Origin of the sequence: Roseibium sediminicola, from assembly GCF_023156505.1 — a bacterium.
Classification (GTDB): domain Bacteria; phylum Pseudomonadota; class Alphaproteobacteria; order Rhizobiales; family Stappiaceae; genus Roseibium; species Roseibium sediminicola.
The window spans coordinates 168578-189041 of the sequence record NZ_JALNMJ010000004.1; the positions used below are offsets into that span (position 1 = coordinate 168578).

Sequence of the window (20464 nt, forward strand, 5' to 3'; positions counted from 1 at the left end):
GCATCTATTCAGCTTAGGATAAAGAATGCCGGGCTCGGCGTGTACCACGCAGGTGGAAACAGCCGGGACCATAAGATAAGCTCGGTTTGGCAGTAGTGGGACCAGCCATCCCGAGTGGAGTCGGATTTTGAGGGAGCATATTGCAATGAGCATTCCAAAGTTTTGATTTTCCTCAGATAACACTCGATAACTTGACGGTCCCCATCATATAAAAACAGGTTTGTCTGTGGCGTCGCTTACCTCCGATATCGATATTCTTGGTTATTCCACCCGCCTTCCGGGAGCCAAAGATTCTGCCGAATTTTGGTCGCTTCTGAAAAACGGTGAATGTGCGGTCACCTCCGTTTCCGAAGATCGCTGGCCGCTGGCAAGATTTGGTCACCCCACCCAAAGCACCTCAGGCAAAACCTACACATGGGCTGCAGGTCAGCTTGACGATGTCTGGGGATTTGATCCGGCCTTTTTCGGCATTTCCCCGCGGGAGGCCGTCCAGATGGACCCTCAGCAGCGTCTCTTGCTGCAGCTCGTCTGGGAGGCCCTTGAACACGCCAATATCCGCCCGAGCGATCTGGCTGGAACGACGACCGGCGTTTATGTCGGAGCGTCTTCGCTGGACTATCACCATCGCTTTCTCGTCGATCCGGCGATGGCGGACATGCAGTTCATGACGGGCAACACCCTGTCAATCGTCTCAAATAGAATTTCCTACATCTACGACCTGCGCGGCCCGAGCTTCACCGTCGACACCGCCTGTTCGTCATCCATCGTTGCTCTCCATGAAGCCGTGTCGGCCATTGAAAGCGGCCAGATCGATACCGCAATCGTATGCGGAGTCAGCCTGCTGCTGAGCCCGTTTGCCTTTGTCGGTTTCTCCCGTGCAACCATGCTGTCTCCGACGGGCCTGTGTCAGGCCTTCGACGCCAATGGCGACGGTTACGTCAGATCCGAAGGCGGCGCGGTGCTGGTCTTGCGTGCCGCGCGGGCCGGATTGCCGAAAGGCGCAAAAAGCCACGGCAAATTGCTGGCGACCGGCATCAACGCGGATGGCCGGACCGTCGGCCTGTCCTTGCCGTCCCCATACGCGCAGGCCGATCTGCTGCGCGAAATCTACGAAGGGCTCGACATCGACCCGTCCGCGCTCGCTTTTGTCGAGGCGCACGGAACCGGTACGCGCGTCGGCGACCCGGCCGAAGCGGATGCTCTTGGACGGGTGATTGGCCAGAAACGCAGCGACGCCTTGCCGATCGGTTCGGTGAAAACGAATATCGGCCATCTGGAGCCGGTATCGGGCCTCGTCGGTCTGATCAAGTCGGTCATGGCCCTGCGCGAAGACCTTCTGCCGAAGTCTCTGCATTTCCGGACCCCGAACCCCGACATTCCATTCGAAGACCTGAACCTGAAGGTGGCCGGCAGGGCCATCGAACTGCAGCGTACCAGCAACCGTCGTCTGGCCGGCGTCAACTCCTTCGGCTTCGGCGGCACGAATGCGCATGCCGTGATCGGTGACGCAGACCCCGTGGCCGAGGAAAGTTCGTCCACGTCCAGCGAAGCGCCGCTGGTCCTCAGTGCCCGCTCGACAGGTGCCTTGAAGGATCTGGCTGCCCGCTATGCCGACCAGCTGGACAGCGCTTCGGACGAGCTCGCAGGTGACGTGATTGCCACCAGCGCCCATGCCAGGGACCTGCTTTCGGAACGCCTGGTGGTGCTTGGAAAGTCCAGGGAAGAAAAGCTCGCGGCTCTGCGGACCTTTTCCGAGGAAGGCGAAGATCTGCCGGATCTGGTGTCCGGCAGCATCATCAAGCCCGAAGCCAAGATCGGATTTGTTTTCTCCGGCAACGGCTCGCAATGGGCCGGTATGGGTCAGGAAGCCTACCAGGCCGACGCGGATTTCCGCAAAGCTTTCGACAATGTCGACAAGCTGTTCATGGCCCTTAGTGGCTGGTCGCTGGTTACGACCATGTTCGCGGAAGATCTGGAAGCGGATCTTGAGCGCTCCGAGATCGCGCAGCCCCTGCTGTTTGCGATTCAGGTCGGGATTGTCGAATCGCTGCGCGCGCGCGGCATAACCGCCGACGGAACCACCGGCCACTCGGTCGGTGAAGTCGCCGCGGCCTGGTGTTCGGGCGCTCTCGATCTTGAGCAGGCCGTCCGGGTGATCCGGGCCCGTTCCAGTGAACAGGAGGTCGTCCGCGACCTCGGTTCCATGGCGGCCCTTCTGCAGCCCGCGGATCTTGCGGTTGCGGCAATCGCGGAAAGCGGATTGCCGCGTCTCGAACTGGCCGCCGACAACAGCCCTCGCAGCGTGACCATTTCCGGTGACAGCGAAAGTCTGGACGCCTTTGCCAAATTTGCCCGCAAGAAGAAGTGGGCGATGCGCCGGCTCAATCTGGCCTACCCGTATCACAGTGCCCTGGTCGACCTGATCGAGAAGCCTCTGCTGGAAGCGCTCGAAGGCCTGGCCCCGAAAGCGCCTGAATTGCCGTTCTATTCGACGGTCACGCCGGGCGAAACCGACATCAGTGTTTCGGCCGACTATTGGTGGAGCAATGTGCGCCGGCCCGTGCGCTTCGCGGCCGCCGTAGAAAACATGGCGATGGACGACTTTGCCGTGCTGCTTGAAATCGGTCCCAAGCCGGTTCTGGGCACCTATATAAACGATGTCCTGCGCGCGAAGGGCAAGAAGGCCAAGTTCCTGGAAACGCTGAAGGAACCGTCAAAGAAAGCGGCAGCGGCTCCCCTCGGCAACCCGCTGGACCGGATCGCGGCGACCATTCTTGCAAACGGTGGCAAAACCAACCTCGAGCAGTATGTTGGCGCGAAGCCGGCCACGCTTGTGCCGTTGCCCTCCTATCCATGGCAAAACACGGAATTCCGTCCGGAAAACAGCCCGGAACGGGTCGATTTCATGTTCGGCCAGACCTGGCCTCTGCTTGGCTACCGGCTGCGCCAGGATGCCGCCGAGTGGTTCAACCACATCGACAGCGGATCCCTGGCTTTCCTGAACGATCACAAGGTCGAGGACAGCGTCGTCTTCCCGGCAGCCGGCTACATCGAGATGAGCCTCAGGGCCGCCTTGCGCTGGTCCCGGAACGACCAGATTGAACTGCGCGATTTCGACATCCTGCGGCCGCTGGTGATCGAGGGCGACGAGATCTGGGAAACGCAGGTCCGGATTTCACCGGACGATCATGTGGTGGAAATTCTGTCCCGGCCGCGCCTTTCGGACAATGACTGGTCGCTGAACGCCCGCGGCACATTCATGACTCCGTCGACCACGACGCGTTCTCCTTGGCTGAAGGAAAACTCGGAAACCGTGGCCGAGCTGGATCACGTGGCGCTTTACGAGCTCACGAAAACCTTCGGGCTCAATTACGGTCCGGCGTTCCGGCGTGCCGACAAGGTTGTCAAGCATTCCAAGACCAGCGCGACGGTGACTCTGCTCGCGCAGGACGAATGCATTTCGAAATATCCCTTCTCGCTGTGCCCGACCCTTGTGGACTCGGGCTTCCACGGGCTGTTCGCGCTGCTAGACGGCGTCGAAAACGTCCCCCAGAACACCTCCTTCCTGCCGATCCGCATGGGCGCGCTGCGTCTTCTGGCGCCCGAAACCCATCCGGCGTCGGTACGCATCGAAGTCACCAAGGCCTCGCCGCGCTCGATCGAGGCAAGCTTCGAATTCCTGGGCGAAGACGGCCTGGTGGTCGCGCGGTTGACCAAGGCCCGATTCAAGTCGGTTTCTCTTGGCCAAGACACACGTCCCGACGACCTGGTCTATCGCCAGATCGCGACCATTCTGCCGGAACGCGACCGCGTTTCGCCGCTGGACGACAGCTACCGGGGACTTCAGGCACTGGCGGCCAAGCTGGACCTGGCCGGTTCGGAAGATCAGGAGCTCGACGACAGCCGCGTGCTGATCGAGGCTCTTGGCCGGACCATCGTGCACCAGACACTGTTCGATCTTTACGGCGACGGCCAGCTTGTCCTGCAGAACCTGGTCGAGGCGGAAACCTTGCACGAAAGCGCGGTTCCGCTCGCGGCAAGCATGCTGAATTGGCTCACCGAGAGTGGTCTTTGCGAGGAAGGCGACGACGGCTACCAGCTGACGGATCCGTCTGGCAATCCATCCGCGTCCCAACTGTTGCAGGCGCTGACGGACGGCGGCGGCGAGCATATCGCCGAAGCCGCTCTGCTCGCACGCCTCTGGACGGGCTTGAGCGATGTCTTGCGCACCGGGCTCGTGGAGACTGCCGGCCAGGAATACGCTTCCAGCCTTTTCGAAGCCTACCGGTCGTCCTCCCCCGGCAAGCGAGCGCTTTCAGCTGCCCTGAGAGCTTCTGTCGAGACCTTGATCGGCGACTGGCCGGCCACCCAGGCTCTTCGTGTCTTGCTTGTTGGCGCCACCGGTGGCCTTGCGTCTTCCATCGACGCCCTGCTCGATCCGACCTACATGGCGCTCGTTGTCACCGATGCGAGCGCATCTGCGGTCGGCCGCGGCGAACGCCTTTGGCAGGGAAGCTCGGCTACGGCCTTCGTCGAACCGACGGAAGCCGATTTCACCTTTGAGAACCACTTCGACATCGTCCTGTTCGACACGTCACTCGCTGAGTTCGACACCGATACACTGAAGCGTCTTGCCCGTTCCATGGTAGCGGGCGGCGTCATGCTGGGCGCGGAAGCCTTGCCGCATCCGTTGACGGATCTGATCATGGGTGTGGGCGCCGATTGGTGGAGCGAAAGCGCAAGCGCAGAATTCCCCGTGTCCAAGCAGCAATCCGACTGGACAAAGTCGCTCGAGACCGCCGGTCTGCGTTGCGTGGAAACACTGCCGCTCAAGAGCCTGCTGATTGAGGCCGACCTTATCAGTGCCCGGGCTGTCGAGACCCAGGACGCTCAGACCGAAGTTGACGCGGAAGAAGGCGAGCAGACGGAAAACCTGCAGAAATCCTATCTTCTTCTGACGGATTCCGAGGGCCCTGCACATCGCCTGGCCGAAGGTTTGAAGGCCTGCCTGGAGCGCACCGGCCATAGGGCGACATTGCTCGTCCCCGGCGATGTTACCGAGCAACTCGGCGACAATATCTGGAGCGCGGCGCTGGATGCCGATCGTCAATCGGAAGAGGCGGATGAGGCACTTAACACGCTGCTGAAGGAACACAACGGCCGGGTGGTCCATCTCCTCGGCGCCTATGCAAAACCGGGCAACGCACTGGCCACGGTGGATTCGCGCGCCTATAGCCTGATGGCGATCCTGAAAGCGCTTGGCGCCGACAGCGGTGAAGTGTCCCTGCTCGCCCCCGCGGGTGCCCAGGACATTGCCGGCGGCAAGGCTGCCGCGCCGGACCAGGCCGGTATCTGGGCCTTCGGCCGCGTCGTGATGAACGAATACCCTGACGCGAACCTGAAGCTGATCGACGTGTCTCCGGACCTTGAGCCCGGGATCGCAGCGGCGCGAGTCGCTGACGAAATCCTCACCATGAATGGCGAACGGGAGATTGTGCTGGACAGCAAGACGCGCTCCGGCATCCGTCTCCTGAGCGGTGGTGTCCTTTCCGACACAAACCTGCCCGAAGGCGCCAGCCCGGCCATGCGGCTGGACATTCTGCGCCAGGGTTCGCTTGACCAGCTGGCCTGGCAGGCCGTCGAACGCAAGCCGATCGCGGGCAAGGATGTCGAGATCGCCGTTGAAGCCAGCGGCCTGAACTTCCGCGATGTCATGTGGGCGCTTGGCCTGCTTCCGGAAGAAGCCCTGGAAGACGGTTTTGCGGGCCCGACCCTCGGCATGGAGTGCTGCGGACATGTGGTTTCCGTCGGACCGGATGTGACCAGGTTCCAACCGGGCGACAAGGTGATCACGTTCGCACCGGCCTGTTTCGCGACCCATGTCACGGTGGACGAAAGCGGCTGTGCGCCGATGCCGAGCACCGTGTCTGCCGAGGAAGCCGCCACCATTCCGGTGACTTTCCTGACCGCCTATTACGCCCTGGTGCATCTTGCCGAGCTTTCCGAAGGCGATACGGTGCTGATCCATGGCGGTGCCGGCGGTGTCGGTCTTGCTGCTCTGCAAATCGCCAAGTGGCGCGGCGCGAAAATCATCGCGACCGCCGGATCCGAGGACAAGCGCAACACGCTGTCGCTTCTCGGCGCCGACGTGGTGCTCGATTCCCGCAGCCTTGCCTTCGTAGATGCCGTCATGGCGGAAACGGGTGGCGAAGGGGTCGATGTGGTGCTGAACTCGCTGTTCGGCGAGGCGATGGAGCGCAGCATTGATGTTCTGAAACCCTTCGGACGGTTCCTGGAACTTGGCAAACGCGACTATTACGGCAACACCCGCATCGGTTTGCGCCCCTTCCGGCAGAACCTGACCTATTTCGGCATCGATGCCGACCAGCTGCTGACCCGCCAGCCGAAGCTTGCAGAGGCGCTGTTCGTCAAGCTGGTGGAGCTGTTCGAGGACGGCACACTCCGTCCGCTTCCGCACCGTGTGTTCGAAGCACCGGATGTGGTCGACGCGTTCCGCCTGATGCAGCAGGCCGGCCATATCGGCAAGATCGTCATTCGGCCACCCGAAGCGCCGGAATCTGTGCCGGCAGCGCGTGAAATCGCGTTTGACAGCAACGCTGTTTATCTGATTGCCGGCGGTTTTGGTGGATTTGGCGCAGCGCTGTTGCACCGACTGGCCGATCACGGTGCGACCTCACTGGCCGTGCTCAGCCGCCGTGGCGACAGCAGTGACGAGGCGCAACAGGTCATCGCCGAGCTTGCCGAACGCGGTGTCTCCGTCAAAGGCTATGCTTGCGACATCACCGACGTTGCCGCCATCAAGACGGCGCTTGCCGCGATCCGCGCTGACGGCAAGCCACTGAAGGGTGTCTTCCACACCGCCATGGTGCTGAACGACGTTCTGCTTGCCAATATGGATCACAACGGATTGACCAGCGTTCTGGCACCGAAGATTCAGGGCGCGGAACTGCTCGATCAGTTGACTGCGGACGATCCGCTTGACCACTTCGTCCTGTATTCGTCCGCGACGACGCTTGTCGGCAACCCCGGCCAGGCGAACTATGTCGCTGCCAACGGTTATCTGGAAGGCCTGGCCCGAAAGCGCCGGTCCGAAGGCAGGCCGGCTCTGGCCGTCGCCTGGGGCGCCATTTCCGATGCCGGTTATCTTGCCCGCAACGAAGACGTCAACGATTTGCTGTCGCGCAAGCTCGGCCGCCATGCCCTCACGGCAAAAGAGGCGCTCGACGGCCTGATGGCACTTATGGCGCTCCCGGATGGGACCGACGTCCAGCACGCGGCCCTTGGCTATGCCCGTATCGACTGGCAGGCTGCCCGCAAGGATCTCGCGCTGGTCGGCACGCCTCTTGTCAGCCTGCTGGGCCTCGGAGATGAGGACGATGCCGGTGCGGATGGCGTGATCGATCTGGCGGCCATGCTGGAAGGTATGGATCAGGTCACCGCGGCGCAAACGGTTGCCAAGCTGCTGGCTGCTGAAATCGGCAAGATCCTTCGGATTGCACCGGAGGAAATCGACCCGCACAAGCCGCTGTCGGACATTGGTATGGACTCGCTGATGGCGCTGGAGCTGCGCATGAGCGCAGAACGCCAGCTGGGCATCGACATTCCGCTGATGTCGCTCGCCAACGGCGCAACGCTGATTGATCTGTCCGGACGTGTTGCCAATCGCGTTCTGGGAGAGGAAAATGCGTCGGGCATCTCCGACGAGACTCAGCAGCTCGCAAGCCTGCATATGGACGACAACCGGCCGGAAACGGAAGATCTGTCCGACGTTGCCGCAGAAGTTGAGAACAAGAGCCGGGAACTCGGGTCCTTCCTGTAACCGGCGTTATTTAAGGAATAACAGGAATGGGCGCAGATGATCGCGCCAAGCTGATGGACAGCTTGAAAGCCAACCGCCGCTCCGCACGCGGTCGGGCCGCATCGACCGCGGCCCGGCCTGCTGCTGCCGCACCCAAGCGCAAGGTTTACGACTTCAAGGAACTGCCGCAGGTCAAGCAGCTTCAGATGCACCGTGCCGCGGCGGACATGATGGGCATCGAAAACCCGTTTTTCCGGCCGCATGACGGCCTGGCCGCAGGCACCAGTGTCATCAACGGTGGCAACTACGATAATTTTGCGTCCTACAACTACCTGGGCCTGAACGGACACCCGAAGGTCAACCAGACCGCCAAGGCCTATCTGGACCAATTCGGAACAAGCGTATCGGCGAGCCGGATCGTCGCGGGCGAGCGGCCCTTCCACGGGGAACTGGAAGCCGCTCTGGCGCGTATCCACGGTGTGGAATCGTCCATCGTCATGGTGTCGGGACACGCCACCAACGTGACCACGATCGGCCACATGATGCACAAGGGCGACCTGGTGCTGACCGATGCCTTCGTGCACAACTCGATTGCCGAAGGCGTTCGGCTGTCCGGCGCCACCCGAATGAATTTCCCCCATGACGATCTGGACGGTCTTGAAAAGATGCTGTCCGATCATCGGCACAAATTCGACAAGGTGCTGATTGTTGTCGAGGGGCTCTATTCCATGGACGGGGATTTCCCCGACCTCAGGCGGATCGTGAAGCTGAAGCAGGCCTATGACGCCTGGCTCATGGTCGACGAAGCCCATTCCATCGGCGTGCTCGGCAAGACCGGCAAGGGCATCGCCGAACACTTTGGCATCGACCCCAATGAGGTCGAGATGTGGATGGGTACGCTCAGCAAGACATTTTCGTCCTGCGGCGGCTACATCGCCGGGTCCAAAGTCCTGTGCGACTATCTGAAGGTGTCCGCTCCGGGGTTTGTTTTTTCCGTCGGACTGTCGGCTGCCCTTGCCGGCGCGGCGATTGCCTCCGCCGAGCTGCTGGAGCAGGAACCGGATCGTGTCGAGCGCCTGCAGAAGAACGGCGCCCTGTTCCTGAAGCTGGCCAAGGAAGCCGGGTTGAACACGGGTCCGAGCGCGGGCTACGCGGTTGTTCCGGTCATTGTCGGCGATTCCGCTGGCGCGGCCACGCTGTCCAATCGCTTGCTGGCAAAGGGCATCAACGCCCTGCCGATCATTTTTCCCGCGGTACCCGAAAAGTCTGCGCGGATCCGTTTCTTCATCACCAGCGAGCACACGGAAGAGCAGATCGCCCGCGCCGTGGAAACAACCGCAGCCGAACTGGACGCCATGCGCGCGGATGGAACGGCCGTCGATCGCCTGATCAAGGCGGCCCGGTAAGCCCTTCGCGGCGCTCACAAGCGCCGCAGTTTGCTTCAGCCGGCATTTTCCTGCCGGCGGTCCGCTTCCCGGTACCTCGGATCCTGCTCGATCTCCACATCAAAGCCGCCCATGAACAGATCGCCGAGCTTTGCCGGCAGGAGGTTCTGAAGGCGGATGCCAAAGGCAAGCAAGAACGGAAAGGCATAGAAGGCCTTGCGTTTCTCGATTGCTTTGCGCATCAGCTTGGCCGCCCGATCCGCCGGCATTTCGAAAGGCTTAGCACCTTTGTGGCGGGCGGACATCGGTGAGGTGACAAATCCCGGGCAAATGATCGTCACGGAAACCCCGAACGGCTTCAGCCAGCCGCGCAGGGAATGGCCATAGGCAATGAGCGCGGCCTTGGTGGCGCTGTAGCTCGGCATGTCCGGCAATGCCCGCATCCCTGCCAGCGAGGAAATCAGAACCACCTGGCCGCGCCGCCGGGCCTGCATGGCGTCGATGGCGCCGGTCACCGTGTTGACCACGCCCCGGTAATTGACGTCGATCTGCCGGTCGCTGTCGGCGTCGCTTTCGCGTGTGCGGTTGGGGCCGAGACCAGCGGTCACGCCCGCATTGGCGATGACCAGGTCAATCGGATGGCGTTTGTCCAGATCCTTCAGGTAGGCGTGAAGGGCATCGCGGTCGCGAATGTCGATTGCCTTGGTCTCGCCGTCGCTGCCCGCTGCCTTTATTTCCTCCAGCAAGGGCAGCAAACGCGCTTCGTCCCTGGCAATCAGAGCAAAATAGGTTCCGGCACCGGCAAACTCCCGGGCAAGCGACTGGCCGATCCCGCCGCTTGCGCCGGTCAGCACGATGACCCTGTCTTGAACGCCTGTCATGGCCCGTCCTTCTACTCGTTACAGTCCGATCTTCCGGCCAAACCAGGAAGCATGCCGCTTGACGGCGGTGATCAACAGGTGCCTGCGATCGGCCCTTTGTTCGGCCAGTCGCGACACCAGAAACTCCGGTGAGCACGGCAGAAGTGTGACCGGATCGATAGTGCGTGCATAAATCACAAGTGACAGAAAAACCAGTTCGGCCAGACTGCGCTGCCGTCCCCTGCCCTCCAGATGTGTCAGATCCTCGCACAGCCCCCAGCCGGCGTAAAACGGGGCGCCGTGCACCGACACTTTCTTTCCGCGCAACAATGCCTCGAACCCTGAAAGGGATGAGAAGGTTTCCACCGCATCCACCGCTTCCAGGAGATCGATGATGTTGGCGTCTTCGGCGAAGTCATCCGCGAATGCCAACGCTTCCTGCCGGGAAAGCTTGCCTTTGCGCAATCCGGTTTCAACATCCGGATGCGGCTTAAACACCAGAAAGGCATCTGGATTGCGGTCACGTGCAAGTTGCAAAAGATCGAGATTTACATTGGGCGTGTTTGCGCAGTCGATTGTTGCCGAGCGCGATTTCCGGATGGCGGCGTCATCGGCGACCTGTCCGGGGACGAGTATCTTTGTTTTTCTTGCTGGAAATTCGAAACTGCGGGCCGATCCGAAATTGTATTTAGACACCTTGGCTTTGCGAATGAGCTCAATCAGCGTGTGCCCACGTTCGATCTCATCCGGTGTCAGATCATGGTCCCGCAACAAGACCTCAAGCCGGCTGGGCCGGGACGGATCATAGTAGATGCCCAAGTCGTCTGCGGCGAGCATTGCGCCACGGGCGAGTCCAGCGCCGAGCCCCACGGAACGCAGGAACCCGTCCTCTATCCGCACCAGAGACAGGCCCTCGCGCGCGCAGTCGGCTTCAAAAGCCGCATCGGTACGGCCGGCCCAGGACAGGATGCGCCCCCCAGTCGCCTTGGCGGCGGCAATCGCTTCTTCCTGGGTTTCGGGAAAGGTGGCTTCCCCTCCTTTCCCGGAGAAGGTTGCCCGGATGGACGGGTGGTTCCAGTACTGCGCGCCGTAACAATGGGCCGGTTGCGCGTTTTCCTGCCAGTGGGTGAACATCAATCGGCAAATCTCAGCGGCGGCCTCGGCAGAGATGGACGCGCCGGTGTAAGGCGAATACCAGACGGTCCGGTAAGTCAGCACATGATCGAGCAGTGGTTCGAGTGGAATCCCTTCCACCGCGCAGATCGTCGACAGGGTGGACCAGAAAGGGTGTTTCGACTGCGCATCATCCTTTCCGCTCAACAGCTGCTCGAGGCAACGCCCGGAGCAGCCGAGCGGTGCGCTTTCGCCGGACGCCTGCGCAGAAAAATTGCTTAGCTGCCACAGTCCGGAAAAATCGACAGTGTCTCTGTTCGGCGATTGCCGAAAAGAACGAAGGAGCGACCTGCCCACAAGTTCTTCTGAAGGTTGCTGGTCTTGCTGGTCTTGTTCGACCGGCAGCAAGATCAGGCTTGGCGGCATTCGTCGTGCGTTTTGCGGCGTCGGTCCATCAAGTACCAGAAGAGGTGTCGCGCCGGCCCGCATCCAGGCTTTTCCGGGCCCGAAAAATGCCCCCTCGCCAACTGCGACGTAGGGACGGCCGTCAGGCGGCGGTTGGAGCGCACCGTTTGTCAGTGCTGCAGCCAGACGCTTCCGAAGCGGCTTCAGCGACGGATCGGCGAAACGGATGTCCCTGCGCCATGACCTGGTTCTTTCCGTCATAGCGGCACCCCAAGCTCGCGCGCTTTTTCCAGTCTCGGCGGCGGATCGACATAAGCACCGAGCGGATTGAGGGCACGGGCCGCGATCTTCTCGGCCATGTTTTCAGCGGCCACCGCAACACCGTCCCTGTTGTGAATCGAGCCTCTGACCTGGGTCGTTGCCGCGAGCGCAGTGACATAGGCCGCCAGAAGACCGGCATCCGGCAACTCAGGTTTCGACCAGAATGTGTCCAGCGTCCCCTGATGGGTTAATCCGGCAATATCAAAATGCGCCGGCACCAGTGTCTTGACCGGAAGACCGGCCTGCAGCGCTTCGAGACCGGCCGTGGAGTTGAGTGTCGCTATGCCTGACGCTTTCTCGAACGGCTTCGCCAGGCCGCCGCCGTCCAGATAGTGGACCCGCTCGCCCAAGCCATGCGCGTTCGCAAGTTCTGCCGCGACCTGAGGCCAGGTCTCGAAGCCGACATCGAGCGGGTGGCTCTTCAAGAGCAGTTGGGCCTCGTATGGAGCTGCCCTGGCGAAGGAGCGAAAGACGGTTTCCAGCACGTCAGTGAAACTGTCATAAGGCGAATGACGGCGGAGCTGGAAATCGCCTTCCAGCTGTATCGGGAGAACGAAATACGGCCTCCCTACCGCCTGCACCTTCGCGACAACCTCCCTCGCCTTTCTATCGCGAATTCCCTGACGCAGGAGCCGCGCCGCACCGCGAAGATATTCCTCGACCGGTGGATAGATCGTATGGCGCTGATAGTGCGGGTAAAGCGGCTTCAAAAACACATTTGCCAGATTGTAGAGGACGTCCGGTCCCGTTTGCAGCCAGAAGGATGACGGGAACCGGGGGCTCAAATCTATTGCGCCCGCCCGATCCGCGATTTTGCGAATTGCGTCGGGGTCGTTCGGAAAATGACTAAGGGTCGACAGGCCGTCGCGCTCCAGGGTCATCCAGCCTGGTCGCAAGGCACCGAGTTCAGTCACGGCAATGTAAATACCCAGCTTCCGGGCCTTTTCAATCGCAATGCGGTGATAGAGCCTTTGATCCCCGTGCAGGACAAGATCGGTGATGTGGTTGCTTGTCAGGTAGTCACTGATAAAGGCCGGCCAGTCCCCGGGCGTTCCTTTGAAACTGCTGCACCCGTCGCCGTGCCAGTGTATCCAGTCCCCGGCACAAAAATTGATGCGGCTCACCGGAAATCCACGTTCACGCAGACGGGCGCCGATCATCTTGAACAACGGCGACAACGGTCCTTGCAAAAACAACACGCGACGGCCGGAGGTGAGGCTCAACGGTGATTGAGCCTGTGCCTTACCCGTCCCAGGCATGAGTCCACCGCTCGGTCTTGCCGCGTTTTCGCAGTTGTTCCGCAAAATTCGTGGCAATGCCGCGCGATTTCGCTATTGCCAGTCGCGGGGGGGGCTCGCAAAGAGCTTGAGGCTGGTTGACCGTGTCGTTCACGATACGCTCCGCCATGAGGGTCGCCGCGGCTTCACGGCCTTCCTTCGTATAGAAGCATCCCTTGACTTGAATGGCGGCAGCCAACAGGCGTTCGAGGCAGTCGAGCAAATGAGTGTCCGGCGCCGTCCCATTTCGCCAAAATGCGTCCAGGTCCTTCTGACAGGTCAATCCGGGAATATCATACGTGGCGATGCCCAAGACCTTTGTCGGGCATCCCACACGCAATGCATGAAGCCCAGTTGTGCTGTTGATCGTCAGAGATCCTGCCGCGTGGGTCAGCAACTGATTGAGGTCACCGCCATCCACCAGAAGAACACGTTTTTTCACGCGATGTTTTTTGGCAAGTGTTCTGAGAATTTTAGCCCACGGTTCCATGCCATTGTCGAGCGGATGGATTTTGAAAACCAGACGCGCGGCGCTGGGGGCATGTGCCGCAAAAGACACGATGACTTCCTCGGCGGCTTCGGCAATGTGGTCATATTGGGAATTGAAACGCAGCTGGTAGTCGCTCTGCAACTGTAGAGGAAACACGTAATAGGGCAGATTTGTGGAGATAATATCGTCAATCACGTGCTTAGCGTGCCGATTTCGGCGTCTTGCCAAAGAAAATCGCGGGATGTTGCTCAGATAGTCGATTAGCGGGTGATAGAGCTTGTCCCGCACGTATCCCGGAAAGGCCAACGGAAAAATCACATTGGCCATGTTCCAGGACACCTCGTTCAGTGCCTCATTGATAAACGGATATCGATACAGCGGCGTGCGATCGATTTCAGGAAGATCTGCCCCCAGCCGGCGGATCAGGTCTGGATCTGCCGGGAAACGGGAATGGGCGGACATGCCGTAATGTTCCAGCGTGATCCAGTCTGGCCTCAAATAACCGTTTTCATAGGCAAGGCATGTGAGACCGAGTTCTGCCCCAATTTCCGCTGCTGCAACATGGTAAGGCACGCGGTCGGCATAATAGATGATATGCGTGACGTTGTTTTCACGGCAAAAGGATCGGAGCCAGTTCGGCCAGTCCCGCAGGCTGCCTCCATACGACGTACAGCGATTGTCATGCCAGTTCAACCAGTCTCCCGCGCACAGATTGACACGACAAGTCTTCGCGCCAACCGCTTCAAGGCTGTCCGCGATCGTGCGCGCAAACTTGCCAGGCGGGCCCTGCAAAAAAAGCGCCACCAAGGAGTCGACTGAACCCATACTTATTTGCCAATCCACAGGCCTGCCCACGGCGACCTTTAGGGGCCGTAGTGCGCTCCGTTCCAATCAACAACACTTAATCGGTAATGCGCTGCACAGTCGAGTAGTTGCTGATGAGCGGAGCGATAATCTGCAGGAATTTGCCGAGTTCCGCAGTCGGATGGTTGGACACATAAAGAATGTCCTTGTCCCGCATCTCGAAATGCTGAGACATGAAGAAACCCTTCGGGTCACGCAAACCGAGCTTGTATACAAGCGGTACGGTCTCTGCCCCAGCAAGCTTTTCTGCAAGCTCCGGCTTCAAACGACGCACAAGTTCCGCATCTTCGTAACGGAACAGGAACACACCATTGGCGTCCGCGCGCTCATCCCTCAAGCCGCCGACGGTTGCCAACGCCTCCGCCATCGTAACGCTTTTGGTCCTGAAAGGCACCAGCTGGTTCGCTTTGACAGCGCCAAAGGCAGAGAATGTACGTGGCCGGTGTGACAACAGAATATTGTCGTTGGGAGAAATCAGGACGTTGTTTTCCGGATAGTCGATCAGATCTTCCAGGCGCGTCGTACCTGCCCGGTTTCCGCGCTTGAGCGTAACAACAGTTTCGTAAGTCGCCTCCCGCGCGCCACCAGCCTGAGCAACAAGATCGAGCAACCGGGTATCGCGTAGTGGCAGCGGATAAACACCGGGTTTGGCGACATCGCCAACAACAACAGCAGTTGAACTGAGCTTGTCACGTAGGGAAATGAGAACCTGCGGCTCAACAGCCTTGCCAATAAGTTTCTTCTGAACAGACTGTCTCAAGCCTTCGATCGAAAGACCGGCAGCGCGCACACGCCCCGCATAGGGGACGAAAATGTACCCGTGCTCGTCAACAACCGAAGGGATTTGGCTAGAACCGCTGTCTCCACTTGAAAAAAGGCCATCGGGAGAAGCTTCCCAGATGGAAACGGTCAGGGTGTCACCGACACCAAGAAGGGTTGGCGAGCCTCCGCGACCGACACCACGAAACTGGTTGGCGAATGCCATAGGTCTGTAGCTTCTGATCGCATCAATATTCCCAGGATCGATCGTAACGACCGTGTAATCTCCTGATTGAGCGCTGTCTTCAACATCCTGAGTGGTAATGTTGATGGCTGCCGGCCCATCGCCAGGCAATGCGGCGCATCCGAACAAGCCCGCCGCAGCCACCAAAACTAACAAAATCCGCATTAGTACCCGTTCCACCCTTATTGCTGCCAGTCTGGTAGCACCCAATCGCGGTCATGTCCAAGATGCATACGCGCTATCCCCCGGAGAAACATCCCAGCTGTGACTTTGCTGTAACAGTAGACCAGTTTTTCCTAGTCAATTGATTAATTTCCGATTTATCGTCTTCTGGCAGGCGTCCGCGACACATAAAATCGACGAAGCGAACCGTTGGCAACCCCAGGAGCTCCGACCCTTTTCATGACCGCTTCACTTCATACCAGCACTGTTCATACAGTTAAAAGTTTATCGTTAGATTTAACAGGCTGGCTCGTTGATAGCGCGCTTCCCGTCTGGTCGGAAAAAGGTATCGATTCCGAGCGAGGCACGTGTCACGAGGCGATTGAATTGGCCACGCTGACGGGAACCGCATCTCCATGCAGGGCGCGCGTTGTCGCAAGACAGATTTATTCCTTTTTGGAAGGTGCGAAACTTGGCTGGACCGGACCGGCGGAAGACATCGTGACCACGCTCCATGACTGGTATGCGGCAACATTCCTTTCTGAAGCAGGACATTTTGCAGCAGCAGTCGATAGCAGCAACAACATCTGCGACCCCACATTCGATCTCTACAACCAGGCCTTTTCCCTGTTCGGATTTGCGCAGGTCGCGGCGGCTCTTCCCGCGCGCAGCGCCGGTGCCACCGAACTTGCTTCCAACCTTCTCAAACTCCTGCTCGAAAAATATCGTCACCCCGAGACCGGTTTTCGGGAGGACAATCCAGATCGCCTTCCCTTGCGATCAAATCCGCATATGCACTTGTTCGAAGCCTGCCTTGCCTGGGAAAGCGTTTCCGATGACCCGGCGTGGCGGGATCTGTCCGACGAGATCGCGGAACTCGCCTTGACGCGCTTCATAGACCCTGTCTCCGGCGGGCTGCGTGAGTTCTTTGCGATGGACTGGTCCCCTAGCCCGGATGATACAGGCAGGACCGTGGAACCCGGGCATCAATTCGAGTGGGCCTGGCTGCTGGTCAAATGGGGTCAGGCGCGCGGCGATGCCGGTGCGCTCATCGCGGCGCGGCGCCTTTACGACATTGGCTGGACCTACGGCATCGACGAAAGCCGCGGTGTTGCGTTCATGGCCCTGAACGACGACTTCACTGTACGCGACCCGCTCGCGCGCCTGTGGGCGCAAACAGAATGGATCAAGGCGGCTGTGGCGCTCGCACGCCTGTCGAGCGGCCCCGAACGGGACGCCTATCTTGCCGACATCCCGGATGCCGTGCGTGCGCTGCAAACCTATTTTGAAGATGTACCCGCTGGTCTTTGGCGCGACAAGATGACTGCCGACGGCACATTCGTTGAAGAAGCGTCCCCCGCCAGCTCACTTTATCACATCGTCTGCGCCATATCCGAACTGGACGCCTTTGCGAGATCGATTTAGCTGTCCTTGCCGGGATGGCGAAACCAGAGCACGAAACGACGCAAACGGCCTTTTTCATTTGCCGCCAGCTCTTTATAGCTTGAGCCCGGATTAACAGCGACGACGCAAGACGGCGAAGGAGGCCGAATGCCCCAGGCTCAAATCATCGACGGCAAAGCCATAGCGGAATCCGTCCGCCAGGAGATCACCAACCGGGCAGCCAAATTGCTCGAGACCAGCGGCAAACGCCCCGGCCTTGCGGTTGTCCTTGTCGGTGAAGACCCGGCGAGCCAGGTTTATGTGCGCAACAAGGACCGGGCAGCGGAGGCCTGCGGCTTCCATTCGGTCAAGCACACCCTTGGCGCCGAAACCAGCGAAGCCGACGTTCTTGCGCTTGTCGAGCAGCTGAACAACGATCCGGAAATCCACGGCATCCTGGTGCAGTTGCCCCTGCCCGGCCATATCGATGAAAGCAAGGTTCTGAGGCTGATCCGCCCGGAAAAGGATGTCGACGGGTTTCATCCGGTCAATGTCGGCCTGCTGACCGCAGGCGAACGCGACAGTGCCCTTGTCCCCTGCACCCCCGCCGGCAGTCTCGTGCTCCTGAAGCGGACACTGGGCGATACCCTGTCCGGCAAGAATGCCGTCGTCATTGGCCGGTCCAACATTGTCGGCAAGCCGATGGCAAGCTTGCTGCTGCAGGAAAGCTGCACCGTCACGATTGCGCATAGCCGCACACGCGACCTGCCGGACGTTGTCCGTGCCGCCGACATTGTCGTTGCTGCCGTCGGCCGTCCCGAAATGATCAAGGGTGACTGGATCAAGCCCGGCGCCACGGTGATCGACGTCGGCATCAACCGCATCCCCGCACCGGAGCTCGGCGAAGGCAAGAACCGCCTTGTCGGTGACGTCGCCTTTAACGAGGCGGTCGATCATGCCGGAGCCATCACACCGGTCCCGGGTGGCGTCGGCCCGATGACGATCGCCATGCTGATGGTCAACACCCTGACCGCCGCGCGGCGCCTATTGGGTCTGCCAGACGAAGAACCGCTGTTCTAAGGCGCCGCCACGTCTCTTCTGGCCACGTCTCTTCTGGCCACGTCTCTTCTGGCCACGCCCCTCTTGGGCGCGCGGCCGGATTTCCCAGCATTTTCCCTATGCTTGCAGAAACGTCACAGCTGCGTAAAAACCCGTACCGACGCAACAGCCGCGGTACACCTTCACCCTTGCGCTTCCTTCAGGGGCATGGTCTATCGTGTTCGGATTGTTTTAACCATGGCACCTTAGGCTTGGTAACGTAGGGGCTGCATAAGCAGTGGGCCGGAATTTGACAGAATGCTCTGTGATCAATCGGCCCTGCCAATCCGTCAGGCGGCAGTGAGTGAAGGGTCTACCGTCCTGCAAGTCCGGCCACAGGGCCGGCATGCGCAACGCGCTTCCTTCGCTGGCTGACCGTATTGGTGCTGGCGCCTTTTGGTGTGCCCGCAAATCGGCCCTTCCCGGACTGACAAGCTTGCTGCTCGCAACGGCGTCTCTCCCGGGCCATGCCTTTGAGATTTTCGGCTGGAAGTTTTTTGAAGCGTCCCAGGAACAGGCCGAAGCCGTTCCGGACCCGACGCCCTATGAGGCCGAACTGAGCGTCTCCAGCGGGTCTGAAGAGCTGACGGACCAGCTGAAATCCGCGTCTCTTCTCATCCAGCAACAGGACAAGCCGCCTTCCGGCGAAGCTGGGCTGATCGCCAGGGCCTTGTCGGATCGCGAGCGGCTGATTGCGCAGCTTTATGCCGACGGCCGCTATGGCGGCACCGTTGACGTCTCTCTGGCCGGCCTCCCGCTGGAAACGGCCCTGGAGCAGAGCGATCTTCCGGACGGACGTCCGGTCAAGGTTGCAATCCTGGTTTCGCCGGGGCCGGTGTTCACATTCGGCAAAGTCGCAGTGGACACCCGCGGCAGTGATCTGTCGACCGATCCAACCTTTTGGGGACTGACCAGCGGCGAAACCGCTGCGTCCGGCAAGATCCTTTCTGCCGAAAGGCAGCTCGTCAGCGTGCTGCGCGGCCGGGGTTATCCAAAGGCGAGGATCGCGGAACGCCGGATTACAGCGGACCACGCCAGCAACACCCTTGATGTGACGCTGATCTCCGATACGGGCCCGCAGGCCCGCTTCGGCCGGGTCTCCGTCAGCGGCACCGAAGTGACCGACCCGGACTTCGTGGTGCAGCAGGCCATGCTGCCCCAAGGCGGCATCTATTCGCCGGAGGACCTCGCCCGCGCGCGCAAGCGGCTAAACGAACTGGGTATTTTTTCGTCCATCCGCTTTGTGGAGGGTGACATTGCGGGTCCGGACGGCTCCCTGCCGATTCTGATTGAAGTCAGCGAGCGCAAGCGTCACGTGGTCGGTGCCGGTGCCTCCTGGTCCAGCACCGAGGGTTTTGGCGTCGAGGCCTATTGGCGCCGGCGGAACCTGTTCGGACGCGGTGAACTGCTGTCGGTCGAAGGTTCGGTCGGACGCATCGGCGACAAGAGCATCGCCGACCAGGAGTATTCCGCGAGGATCGCATTTGAAAAACCCGGCGTGTTCGGCCCATTGACCAGCTTCTCCACCAGCCTTGGAGCAAAGCAGGAAAACCCGGATGCCTATAAGAGCCGGTCGGTCACCTTTGACGCTTATCTGAACCGGGAATTCTCCGAACAGCTCAAGGGCCGCGCCGGTGCGGAAGTCTATTATGCCAACGAGGAAGACGTCTTTGGCAACGAAAACTACCTGCTCGTCGGCCTGCCGACCGACCTGACTTTCGACAACCGGGACGACAAGCTCAATCCGTCGAAAGGCATTTTCGCCGCCCTTTACGCCGAACCGGCCTATGACGCCCTCAATTCCAACGCCATGGGCTTCGTCAAGGGCACGGTGTCCAGCTACTACGCTCTCGATGAGGCAAAACGCTTCATCCTGGCGGGACGGGTCTCCGCAGGATCCATTCTTGCTCCCTCCGTGGAATCCGTCCCGGCGAGCCGCCGTCTCATTGCCGGTGGCGGTGGCTCCATCCGCGGCTACGCCTATCGCAATGTCGGCCCACGCGTGAATGGCGAAGTGGCTGGCGGCCGGTCGCTGATAGAACTGTCCGGAGAGGTCCGCGTGAAGGTGACCGACACCATTGGTATCGTGGGCTTTGTCGATGCCGGCAATGCCTATGAAGACAGCGTTCCCGATTTTTCCGAGGAACTGAAGGTGGGCGTCGGCGCCGGCCTGCGCTACTTTACTCCTATAGGGCCGCTGCGAGTCGATGCGGCCATTCCGCTGGATCCGGAACAGGATGATCCGGATTTTGCCCTCTATGTCGGTTTGAGCCAGGCGTTTTAA

Annotated in this window: 10 protein-coding genes; 5 read left to right on the forward strand and 5 right to left on the reverse strand. The window is 60.3% G+C overall.

The features are described 5' to 3' along the window. Positions 1-226: 226 nt before the first annotated feature. The gene (locus tag M0H32_RS08000; protein WP_248153051.1) at positions 227-7840 is read left to right on the forward strand and encodes a type I polyketide synthase; all 7614 of its coding nucleotides are present in this window, start codon (positions 227-229) and stop codon (positions 7838-7840) included. Between the two features lie 26 nt (positions 7841-7866). Then, positions 7867-9225 carry an aminotransferase class I/II-fold pyridoxal phosphate-dependent enzyme gene (locus M0H32_RS08005; protein ID WP_248153052.1) on the forward strand — a complete coding sequence of 453 codons (1359 nt, stop codon included), beginning with the start codon at positions 7867-7869 and terminating at the stop codon, positions 9223-9225. A gap of 35 nt (positions 9226-9260) precedes the next feature. Here the strand turns inward: M0H32_RS08005 and M0H32_RS08010 are convergent, their stop codons facing one another. The 5 genes from M0H32_RS08010 to M0H32_RS08030 all read right to left on the reverse strand — a co-directional run bounded on the left by M0H32_RS08010 (position 9261) and on the right by M0H32_RS08030 (position 15702). Further along, entirely contained in the window at positions 9261-10085 is an 825-nt protein-coding gene (locus M0H32_RS08010) for an SDR family NAD(P)-dependent oxidoreductase (protein WP_248153053.1), read from the reverse strand. An 18-nt stretch (positions 10086-10103) separates the two neighbouring features. Next, the gene (locus M0H32_RS08015; RefSeq protein WP_248153054.1) at positions 10104-11843 is read right to left on the reverse strand and encodes a capsular polysaccharide export protein, LipB/KpsS family; all 1740 of its coding nucleotides are present in this window, start codon (positions 11841-11843) and stop codon (positions 10104-10106) included. Further along, complete coding sequence (locus M0H32_RS08020) at positions 11840-13027, reverse strand: capsule biosynthesis protein (RefSeq protein WP_248153055.1); 1188 nt, start codon at positions 13025-13027, stop codon at positions 11840-11842. The genes M0H32_RS08015 and M0H32_RS08020 overlap by 4 nt, the downstream gene beginning before the upstream one ends. Positions 13028-13145: 118 nt before the next feature. Continuing rightward, a complete protein-coding gene (locus M0H32_RS08025; protein ID WP_248153056.1) occupies positions 13146-14495 on the reverse strand; it encodes a capsule biosynthesis protein in 1350 nt (449 codons plus the stop codon). 76 nt (positions 14496-14571) lie between these two features. Next, positions 14572-15702, reverse strand: a complete 1131-nt coding sequence (locus M0H32_RS08030) for an SLBB domain-containing protein (RefSeq protein WP_248153057.1) — start codon at positions 15700-15702, stop codon at positions 14572-14574. 237 nt (positions 15703-15939) lie between these two features. Between M0H32_RS08030 and M0H32_RS08035 the strand changes: the two genes are divergently transcribed. The 3 genes from M0H32_RS08035 to M0H32_RS08045 all read left to right on the forward strand — a co-directional run bounded on the left by M0H32_RS08035 (position 15940) and on the right by M0H32_RS08045 (position 20464). Next, a complete protein-coding gene (locus M0H32_RS08035) occupies positions 15940-17124 on the forward strand; it encodes an AGE family epimerase/isomerase (RefSeq protein ID WP_248153058.1) in 1185 nt (394 codons plus the stop codon). 126 nt (positions 17125-17250) lie between these two features. Further along, entirely contained in the window at positions 17251-18162 is a 912-nt protein-coding gene (folD, locus tag M0H32_RS08040) for a bifunctional methylenetetrahydrofolate dehydrogenase/methenyltetrahydrofolate cyclohydrolase FolD (RefSeq protein ID WP_248153059.1), read from the forward strand. 454 nt (positions 18163-18616) lie between these two features. After that, entirely contained in the window at positions 18617-20464 is a 1848-nt protein-coding gene (locus M0H32_RS08045; RefSeq protein ID WP_345779323.1) for an autotransporter assembly complex protein TamA, read from the forward strand.

Coding starts and splice junctions, on each gene's coding strand:
- M0H32_RS08015 (WP_248153054.1), bottom strand. CDS start 11,843: ATGACGGAAAGAACCAGGTCATGGCGCAGGGACATCCGTTTCGCCGAT.
- M0H32_RS08010 (WP_248153053.1), bottom strand. CDS start 10,085: ATGACAGGCGTTCAAGACAGGGTCATCGTGCTGACCGGCGCAAGCGGC.
- M0H32_RS08030 (WP_248153057.1), bottom strand. CDS start 15,702: ATGCGGATTTTGTTAGTTTTGGTGGCTGCGGCGGGCTTGTTCGGATGC.
- M0H32_RS08025 (WP_248153056.1), bottom strand. CDS start 14,495: ATGGGTTCAGTCGACTCCTTGGTGGCGCTTTTTTTGCAGGGCCCGCCT.
- M0H32_RS08035 (WP_248153058.1), top strand. CDS start 15,940: ATGACCGCTTCACTTCATACCAGCACTGTTCATACAGTTAAAAGTTTA.
- M0H32_RS08005 (WP_248153052.1), top strand. CDS start 7,867: ATGGGCGCAGATGATCGCGCCAAGCTGATGGACAGCTTGAAAGCCAAC.
- folD (WP_248153059.1), top strand. CDS start 17,251: ATGCCCCAGGCTCAAATCATCGACGGCAAAGCCATAGCGGAATCCGTC.